Origin of the sequence: Aeromonas popoffii (assembly GCF_037818705.1) — a bacterium.
Taxonomy (GTDB): domain Bacteria; phylum Pseudomonadota; class Gammaproteobacteria; order Enterobacterales; family Aeromonadaceae; genus Aeromonas; species Aeromonas popoffii.
This window is the reverse complement of record NZ_CP149129.1, coordinates 4,881,579-4,889,561: the sequence shown is the minus strand read 5'-3', so window position 1 is coordinate 4,889,561 and position 7,983 is coordinate 4,881,579. Positions and strand designations below refer to the sequence as shown.

Below are 7,983 nucleotides of genomic sequence, written 5' to 3'. Positions count from 1 at the left end.
TCTAAACTCCCGTCAATTGATTAACTAAAGACCGGCTATTCTACGTTTTTAGCGGCTGGATCTCTAGCTGCCACCTAGCGGATCCAGCAAATAAGATCCTTGACTTTCAAGGATCCAGCACCGCTGGATCTGATTTCATCCCCAAAGTTACCCACAGCCTGATCCATCCTGGATGACACCAAAGATCCAGACCTGAACCGGTTATTTTATATAACCAAATATCATTTATTCTTTGGCTTTTATTCCAATAACATCAGCTCACATTCAGTGATTACAACTAAAAATACAGAACAACAGAGAGAGGAATCCCCATGACATCATCCATCAAGCTGGTCTCCGGTGCCGCCATTCTGCTGGCAGCCCTGTCCGGTCAAGCCATCGCCCAGGAAACCATCAAGGTCGGCATGTCCGGCAAGTATTTCCCGTTCACCTTCGTCAAGCAGGACAAGCTGCAGGGCTTTGAGGTGGATATGTGGAACCAGATTGGTGAGCGCACCGGCTATAAGGTCGAGTTCGTGACCGCCAGCTTCTCCGGCCTGTTCGGCATGCTGGATACCGGCCGCATCGATACCATCTCCAACCAGATCACCATCACAGACGAGCGCAAGGCCAAGTACGCCTTCTCCCAGCCCTATGTCTATGACGGCGCCCAGATAGTGGTCCGCAAAGGCAACAGTACCATTCACGGCATCAAGGATCTGGAAGGCAAGAAGGTAGCTGTCAACCTTGGCTCCAACTTCGAAGAGCTGCTGCGCAAGAACGACCCGAACAAGAAGATCGATATCCGCACCTATGACTCCAATTTCGAGCAAGATGTCGCCCTGGGTCGCATCGATGCCTTCGTGATGGACCGCGTCTCCACCGCCCAGCTGATCAAAGAGTCCAAGCTGCCGCTGCAACAGGCTGGCGCACCGTTCGAGACTATCGAGAACGCCCTGCCCTTCCTGAATACCCCGGAGAAACAGGTGCTGCTGAAGAAGGTGGATGACGCCCTGACCGCCATGCGCAAAGATGGCACCCTGCGTCAAATCTCCGAGAAATGGTTCGCTTCCGACATCACCGACAAATAAATGATGGAATTTGACCTCGAGTACACACTAGGGCTGTTCCCCATCCTGCTCAAATACTTGGGCACCACGATGGAAATGGCCCTGTGGGGATTCGTCTTGGCACTCGTATTGTCGCTGACCCTGGCGATAGTACGGGTGTTTCGCATCCCCGTGATCCACTGGCTGGCGATGCCCTATATCTCGTTCTTTCGAGGTACTCCCCTGCTCGTCCAACTGTTCCTGCTCTATTACGGACTGCCGCAATTGTTCCCCATCTTCGTGGGGATGGATGCCTTTACCGCCGCCATCGTCGGGCTGACCCTGCACTTCGCCGCCTACATGGCCGAGTCGATCCGCGCCGCCATTCTGGGCATTAACAAGAGCCAGATGGAAGCGGCTCTCAGTATCGGCATGAGCCGTTACCAAGCGATGCAGCGGATCATATTGCCGCAGGCGGCCCGCATAGCAACGCCGTCGCTGATGAACTACTTCATCGACATGATCAAGAGCACCTCGCTGGCATTCACCCTGGGCGTAGCAGAGATCATGGGCAAGGCGCAGATGGAAGCCTCCTCCTCCTTCAAGTTCTTCGAGAGCTTCATGGCGGTGGCCCTGGTCTACTGGGTGGTGGTCATCATCTTCACCCGCTTGCAGCACCTGCTGGAAGTTCACCTGAACCGAGCCTATTAAAGGAGGTCTGCGATGATCAAATTAACCGGCCTCTCCAAGGCATTTCAGGACAACAAGGTGCTCAACAGCATAGATCTGGAGGTCAGGAAGGGGGAGATAGTGGTCATCATTGGTCCCTCCGGGACCGGCAAATCAACCCTGCTGCGCTGCCTCAACCTGCTGGAAACCCCGGATGCAGGCTCCCTTGCCATCGATGATCTGCAGCTGGACCTGGCCAACGCCAGCGAGCAGCAAGCCATTGAGCTGCGCAAACGTGCCTCCTTCGTGTTCCAGAACTACGCGCTGTTCGCCAACAAAACGGCGCTGGACAACATAGCCGAGGGGCTGATCACCGTCTGGAAGCAGCCGAAGGCTGAGGCTCGCACCACAGCCCTCGGCATCCTCAAGGACATCGGGCTTGCCGACAAGCAGGATGCCTACCCGGCGTCCCTCTCCGGCGGCCAGCAGCAACGGGTCGGCATCGGCCGCGCCATGGCGGCTCACTCCAAGGTCATTCTGTTCGATGAGCCCACCTCGGCCCTCGATCCCGAGTGGGTCGACGAGGTACTTGGGTTGATGAAGGAACTCGCCCGCCAGCACCAGACCATGGTAGTGGTGACCCATGAGATTGAATTTGCTCGTGATGTTGCCGATCGGGTGATCTTCATGGAGGGGGGCCGGATCGTGGAACAGGGCCCGCCGGATCAGATATTGGTCGATCCCAAGGATCCCCGCACCCGGGAATTCTTGCGAAAAGTGCTTAAGTAGCTCTCTCTTTTGGCGGCCTTGCCGCCTTTTTTATTGGAGGATCCTTGTTTAACCCCGGGTTGCCAGTATAATCCGGAGCCCTTGATCCTCCGGATCCTGCCAGCTTCTCCTGCTTACTTATGAGTCAGGGCAAGATGAGAGGGAACGGCGGATTGACTAAAAGCCGAACTCTGTTTAGAATTCGGCCTCTTTTGCTAGTCGTCACACGCTATAGCTGGCGCGTCGGCTAAGTGTGACAATCAAAACTGTACAGAAATACGGAATCGAATCATGAAACGTACTTTTCAACCGTCCAACCTGAAGCGCAAGCGCTCTCACGGTTTCCGCGCCCGCATGGCAACTGCCAACGGTCGTAAAGTTCTGGCCGCTCGTCGTGCCAAGGGTCGTGCCCGTCTGGTAGTTTAATGCCAACGCCGCACACCTTCTCTCGGGAGTTACGTCTGTTAACTCCCGAACACTTCAAACGCGTTTTCGCCGAGCCTGTCCGGGCCGCTTCTCCGCAAATTACTCTTCTCGCCTGTCCCAACACCCTCGAACATCCCCGTCTTGGCCTCGCTGTGCCCAAAAAAGCACTCAAGCGTGCCGTCTGGCGTAATCGTGTCAAACGAGTGGTCCGGGAAAGTTTCCGCCTCAATCAAGCCAACCTGCCCGCTATCGACATCGTCGTGATCGCCAAGGGCGGCGTCAAAGAGATGGACAACGAGGAGCTGTTCAAGTTACTGGAAAAGCTATGGCGCACTCTGTCACGCCGTTGCAATGGGTAGCTGTCAAACTGATACGCCTGTATCAGCTAATCATTAGCCCTCTGCTCGGGCCGCGCTGCCGTTTCACGCCAACTTGTTCCCAATTTGCGATAGAAGCAATCCGACTTCACGGTTTCATAAAAGGCGTTTGGTTAGCCAGCAAACGTCTATTAAAATGCCATCCCTTATCCGAGGGTGGTTATGACCCGGTTCCGCAACCAAAGCGAAGAAACTGAAGACTATGGAATCACAACGCAATCTCATCCTGATCGGTTTGCTGTTCGTGAGCTTTCTGCTCTGGCAACAGTGGGAGTCTGACAAGGCTCCGAAGCTGGCCCCGACTACCGTGGCCCAAACCGAACATTTCGTACCTGAAGCCGGTCAGACCGGTGATATTCCTCAGGTTTCCGAGCAAACCAACACGAACGCCGCACGCAAGCTGATCACCGTCTCCTCCGACGTGCTCAAGCTGACCCTGGACACCCAGGGCGGTGACATAGTGTCTGCCGAGCTACTGGCCCACAAGCAGGAAGAAGGCCAGGATCAACCCTTCGTCCTGCTGACCAGTCAGCCTGACCGCCTCTATGTCGCCCAGAGCGGCCTGGTAGGTCGCGACGGTCCTCACAGCCAGGTCCAAGGTCGTCCTACCTATGAAGCCACCCAGACCAGCTACCAGCTGGCCGATGGTCAGGATCAAGTCGTCGTTCCGATGACCTGGACCGACAGCAAAGGTGTGGTCTTCACCAAAGAGTTCGTGCTCAAACGTGGTGACTATGCGATTGGTGTCGAATACAAGATCGACAACAAATCCACCGAGCCGGTCCAGGTACAGTTCTACGGTCAGCTGAAGCAGACCATGACCACACCCAAGGATCAGGAAGGTCACGCCATGGTAGCCAGTGCTTACCGTGGTGGCGCCTTCTCCAGCGAAGATAGCCGCTACAAGAAGTACACATTCGGCGATATGAAGGATGCCGACCTGAACAAGACCACCAAAGGTGGTTGGGTCGCCATGCTGCAACACTACTTCGTCTCTGCCTGGGCACCGAATGCCGACGATATCAACAGCTTCTACAGCCGCGTGATCCCTGGTAAAGACCAGGCCATCATCGGCTTCAAGGCGCCGCTGGTAGACGTGGCTGCAGGCGAGCAGGCCGAAGTGACCAGCACGCTGTGGGTGGGTCCCAAGCTGCAAGACGAGATGTCCAAGGTGGCAAACCACCTCGACCTGACCGTCGACTACGGCTGGCTCTGGTTTATCGCCCAACCGCTGCACTGGTTGCTGACCGTGTTCCACGGTTTCGTCCAGAACTGGGGTCTGGCCATCATCATGCTGACCCTGCTGGTGCGCGGCATCATGTTCCCGCTGACCAAGGCCCAGTACACCTCCATGGCCAAGATGCGCATGCTGCAGCCCAAGCTGGCCGCACTGCGTGAGCGCTTCGGTGACGATCGCCAGAAGATGTCTCAGGGCATGATGGAGCTGTACAAGAAGGAGAAGGTCAACCCGCTGGGTGGCTGTCTGCCGATCCTGGTCCAGATGCCGATCTTCATCGCCCTTTACTGGGCCCTGATGGAATCTGTTGAGCTGCGTCATGCGCCATTCATCCTGTGGATCACCGACCTGTCGGTGAAGGACCCCTTCTTCGTGCTGCCAATCCTCATGGGTGCTTCCATGTGGTATCTGCAGAAGATGAGCCCGACCACGGTGACAGACCCGATGCAGCAGAAGGTGATGCAGTTCATGCCGATCATCTTTACCTTCATGTTCCTCTGGTTCCCGGCTGGCCTGACCCTGTACTGGTTGGTGAGCAACCTCATCTCCATTACCCAGCAGACCATCATCTATCGTCAGCTGGAGAAGAAAGGCCTGCACACTCGCAACTGATGCGCAGCTAATCTTCCCCCTGATAACAAAAGAGGCGGCCTTGGGGCCGCCTTTTTTATTACAATGTCCCCCAATTACCGAGCAAATGAGCCAAGCAAGATGACAACAGATACGATCGTGGCCCAGGCCACCGCGCCCGGCCGTGGCGGCGTTGGCATAGTCCGGGTCTCAGGCCCCGCCGCCGAACAGGTCGCCGAGATAGTGCTCGGCAAGCGCCCGCGGGTGCGCTACGCCGAATATCTGCCGTTCAAGGATGAGCAAGGCCAACCGCTGGATCAGGGCATTGCCCTGCTGTTCAAGGCCCCCAACAGCTTCACCGGCGAGGATGTGCTGGAGCTGCAGGGTCACGGTGGCCCCGTCATCATGGACATGCTGGTGCGCCGTATTCTGCAGATAAAGGGGCTGCGCCCTGCCCGTCCCGGCGAGTTCAGCGAGCGCGCCTTCATGAACGACAAGCTGGATCTGGCCCAGGCCGAGGCCATCGCCGATCTGATCGAAGCCTCCAGCGAACAGGCCGCCCGCAGCGCCATGCACTCCCTGCAGGGGCAGTTCTCCAGCAAAATCCAGCAACTGGTGGAGAGCCTGATCCGGCTGCGCATCTATGTCGAAGCCGCCATCGACTTCCCGGACGAGGAGATCGACTTCCTCTCCGACGGCAAGGTGGCTGGCGATCTCTACGCCATCATGGGGTCACTGGACGGTGTGCGCAGTGAGGCCAAGCAAGGCGCCCTGCTACGAGAAGGGATGAAGGTAGTGATAGCCGGTCGGCCTAACGCAGGTAAATCCAGCCTGCTAAATGCCCTGGCAGGGCGCGAGTCCGCCATCGTCACCGAGATAGCCGGCACCACCCGCGACGTGCTGCGCGAGCACATCCACCTGGATGGCATGCCGCTGCACATCATAGATACCGCCGGTCTGCGCGACACCCAAGATCAGGTGGAAAAGATCGGCATCGAGCGTGCCTGGGCCGAGATAGAACAGGCCGACCGTGTGCTCTTTATGGTGGATGGCACAACGACCGATGCGATCGACCCGCGAGAGATCTGGCCGGAATTTGTTGATCGGTTGCCAAAAAACATCGGCCTCACTGTGGTGCGCAACAAGGCCGACCTGACCGGTGAGGATCTGGCTCCAAGCCAGGAACTGGGCCACGCCGTCTACCGCATCTCCGCCAAGACAGAGCTGGGGCTGCCTGCCCTACGCGACCACCTGAAAGCCTGCATGGGCTTCCAGGGCAACACTGAGGGGGGCTTCATGGCTCGCCGCCGCCACCTGGATGCGCTGGAGCGCGCCGCCGAGCGGTTGCTGGTGGCCAAAGATCAGCTGGAAATCTATGTCGCCGGTGAACTGGTGGCCGAAGAGCTGCGTCTGGCGCAGGAGTCTCTGTCCGAGATCACCGGCGAGTTCAGCTCCGACGATCTGCTGGGTCGCATCTTCTCCAGTTTCTGCATCGGCAAGTAATGTGGTGAAAAATCAGCAATAAAAAGCAGCCAGTGAGAACATAACACATTGTAAATATTGGACTTTGTTTTTTACTGGCTATTCTTGCCTGATCTTGTTTCGTGAGAATTTACCCCGAGAGTACCCCGAAGTAACCTCTCGGGGTACTCTCGGGGGACACTTATGAAGATCAGCATCGAAATCCGCGAACCTGACGCCGAAGGCAAGCGCGCTCTGCGCTTAACCTACTACGCCGGTTCCTACCTTGATCCAGTTACGGGCATCCGCAAGCACAAACGCAGCAGAGAGACCCTGGATCTCTTCCTGTACGACAAGCCGCGTACCCCAGCACAGCGTCTCCACAACAAAGAAACCCAGCGGGCAGCCGAAGCCATCCGCGCCAAGCGGCTATTCGAATACGAGACCGGCAAACACCACCTAGATTTCTCAAATGCCCACAAGGCCAGCTTCTTCGAGTACTTCCAGGAAGTGACCGACCAAAAGGCGGCAGGCAGCAAGAGCAACCATTCCATCTGGGTGTCTACCCTTAAGCATTTGCGCCAGTTCCATAAACTGCCTGATCTGACTTTCGAGGAAGTAGATCAGCTGTTCCTGGAGGGGTTTCGGCACTACCTGATGCACAAAGCCCGCACCAAAAGCGCCACGCCACTGAGCCGCAACACCCAAAGTGCCTATTTCAACAAGTTAAGGGCAGCCCTGAACCAGGCAGAGCAGGAGCGGCTGCTACCGGATAATCCGGTACGACGTGTCAAAGCTATCCAGGGGGAGAAGAACAAGCGTGTTTACCTGACCGAGGACGAGGTACGGGCCCTTGCACAGGCCGAGTGCCGCTACGACGTTCTTAAGCGCGCCTTTCTGTTCTCCTGCTGCACGGGCTTACGCTGGTCCGACATTCATCAGCTGACCTGGGCCGAGCTGGAGCCCTTCTATGGTCACTACCGCATCGTCTTCATCCAGAAGAAGACCAGTGGCCTGCAATACCTGGATCTGAATGACATGGCAATGCAGCTGATGGGGCGCTCAGGAAAGACATCGGAGCGGATCTTCAAAGGCCTGAAATACTCGGCCTGGCACAATATGGAGCTCACCCGGTGGGCGTTGCAGGCGGGTATAACCAAGAAGGTCACCTTCCACAGCGCACGCCATAGCTTCGCCGTCATCCAGCTTAACCGTGGCGTCGATATCTATGCGCTCTCCCGCTTACTGGGGCACAGCGAGTTGAGAACCACCGAGATCTATGCAGACATCCTTGAATCACGGCGTAGAGATGCCATGCTCGATTTTCCCAACGTATTGGAGTGATAGAAGATGGGACGCGCCCTTGAAGAGATCCTGGCCAGTGAGAAGCCTGAAGTAGTCGCAGCCGCCAACCGGCAGGCTGCGCTGATACTTAACCAGTTAGAGC

At 56.8% G+C, this 7,983-nt stretch carries 9 protein-coding genes; all 9 read left to right on the top strand.

Annotation, left to right across the window (positions count from 1 at the left end; all coding sequences use genetic code 11):
• Nucleotides 1-311 precede the first annotated feature (311 nt).
• The 9 genes from WJM78_RS22750 (at nt 312) to WJM78_RS22710 (ending at nt 7,880) form a co-directional block, all read left to right on the top strand.
• Nucleotides 312-1,070 carry an amino acid ABC transporter substrate-binding protein gene (locus WJM78_RS22750; protein WP_275929698.1) on the top strand — a complete coding sequence of 253 codons (759 nt, stop codon included), beginning with the start codon at nt 312-314 and terminating at the stop codon, nt 1,068-1,070.
• Nucleotides 1,071-1,739 carry an amino acid ABC transporter permease gene (locus tag WJM78_RS22745; protein WP_339012405.1) on the top strand — a complete coding sequence of 223 codons (669 nt, stop codon included), beginning with the start codon at nt 1,071-1,073 and terminating at the stop codon, nt 1,737-1,739. It abuts the gene before it with no gap.
• A 12-nt stretch (nt 1,740-1,751) separates the two neighbouring features.
• Complete coding sequence (locus WJM78_RS22740) at nt 1,752-2,486, top strand: amino acid ABC transporter ATP-binding protein (protein WP_275929699.1); 735 nt, start codon at nt 1,752-1,754, stop codon at nt 2,484-2,486.
• Between the two features lie 270 nt (nt 2,487-2,756).
• A complete protein-coding gene (rpmH, locus tag WJM78_RS22735) occupies nt 2,757-2,891 on the top strand; it encodes a 50S ribosomal protein L34 (RefSeq protein ID WP_005307156.1) in 135 nt (44 codons plus the stop codon).
• Complete coding sequence (gene rnpA, locus WJM78_RS22730) at nt 2,891-3,250, top strand: ribonuclease P protein component (RefSeq protein WP_042037151.1); 360 nt, start codon at nt 2,891-2,893, stop codon at nt 3,248-3,250. The genes rpmH and rnpA overlap by 1 nt, the downstream gene beginning before the upstream one ends.
• The gene (gene yidD, locus WJM78_RS22725) at nt 3,217-3,465 is read left to right on the top strand and encodes a membrane protein insertion efficiency factor YidD (RefSeq protein ID WP_010635605.1); all 249 of its coding nucleotides are present in this window, start codon (nt 3,217-3,219) and stop codon (nt 3,463-3,465) included. The genes rnpA and yidD overlap by 34 nt, the downstream gene beginning before the upstream one ends.
• A 5-nt stretch (nt 3,466-3,470) precedes the next feature.
• Nucleotides 3,471-5,117, top strand: coding sequence for a membrane protein insertase YidC (yidC, locus tag WJM78_RS22720; protein ID WP_042037152.1), 1,647 nt, complete (start codon nt 3,471-3,473; stop codon nt 5,115-5,117).
• 99 nt (nt 5,118-5,216) lie between these two features.
• Entirely contained in the window at nt 5,217-6,578 is a 1,362-nt protein-coding gene (mnmE, locus tag WJM78_RS22715) for a tRNA uridine-5-carboxymethylaminomethyl(34) synthesis GTPase MnmE (RefSeq protein WP_339012398.1), read from the top strand.
• Nucleotides 6,579-6,740: 162 nt separating this feature from the next.
• Complete coding sequence (locus tag WJM78_RS22710) at nt 6,741-7,880, top strand: site-specific integrase (protein ID WP_218389770.1); 1,140 nt, start codon at nt 6,741-6,743, stop codon at nt 7,878-7,880.
• Nucleotides 7,881-7,983 lie beyond the last annotated feature (103 nt).

Bases quoted from the DNA above. Each gene is read 5' to 3' on its own strand.
- rpmH (WP_005307156.1), top strand. From the start codon at position 2,757: ATGAAACGTACTTTTCAACCGTCCAACCTGAAGCGCAAGCGCTCTCAC.
- WJM78_RS22750 (WP_275929698.1), top strand. From the start codon at position 312: ATGACATCATCCATCAAGCTGGTCTCCGGTGCCGCCATTCTGCTGGCA.
- mnmE (WP_339012398.1), top strand. From the start codon at position 5,217: ATGACAACAGATACGATCGTGGCCCAGGCCACCGCGCCCGGCCGTGGC.
- WJM78_RS22740 (WP_275929699.1), top strand. From the start codon at position 1,752: ATGATCAAATTAACCGGCCTCTCCAAGGCATTTCAGGACAACAAGGTG.
- WJM78_RS22745 (WP_339012405.1), top strand. From the start codon at position 1,071: ATGATGGAATTTGACCTCGAGTACACACTAGGGCTGTTCCCCATCCTG.
- rnpA (WP_042037151.1), top strand. From the start codon at position 2,891: ATGCCAACGCCGCACACCTTCTCTCGGGAGTTACGTCTGTTAACTCCC.
- WJM78_RS22710 (WP_218389770.1), top strand. From the start codon at position 6,741: ATGAAGATCAGCATCGAAATCCGCGAACCTGACGCCGAAGGCAAGCGC.
- yidC (WP_042037152.1), top strand. From the start codon at position 3,471: ATGGAATCACAACGCAATCTCATCCTGATCGGTTTGCTGTTCGTGAGC.
- yidD (WP_010635605.1), top strand. From the start codon at position 3,217: ATGGCGCACTCTGTCACGCCGTTGCAATGGGTAGCTGTCAAACTGATA.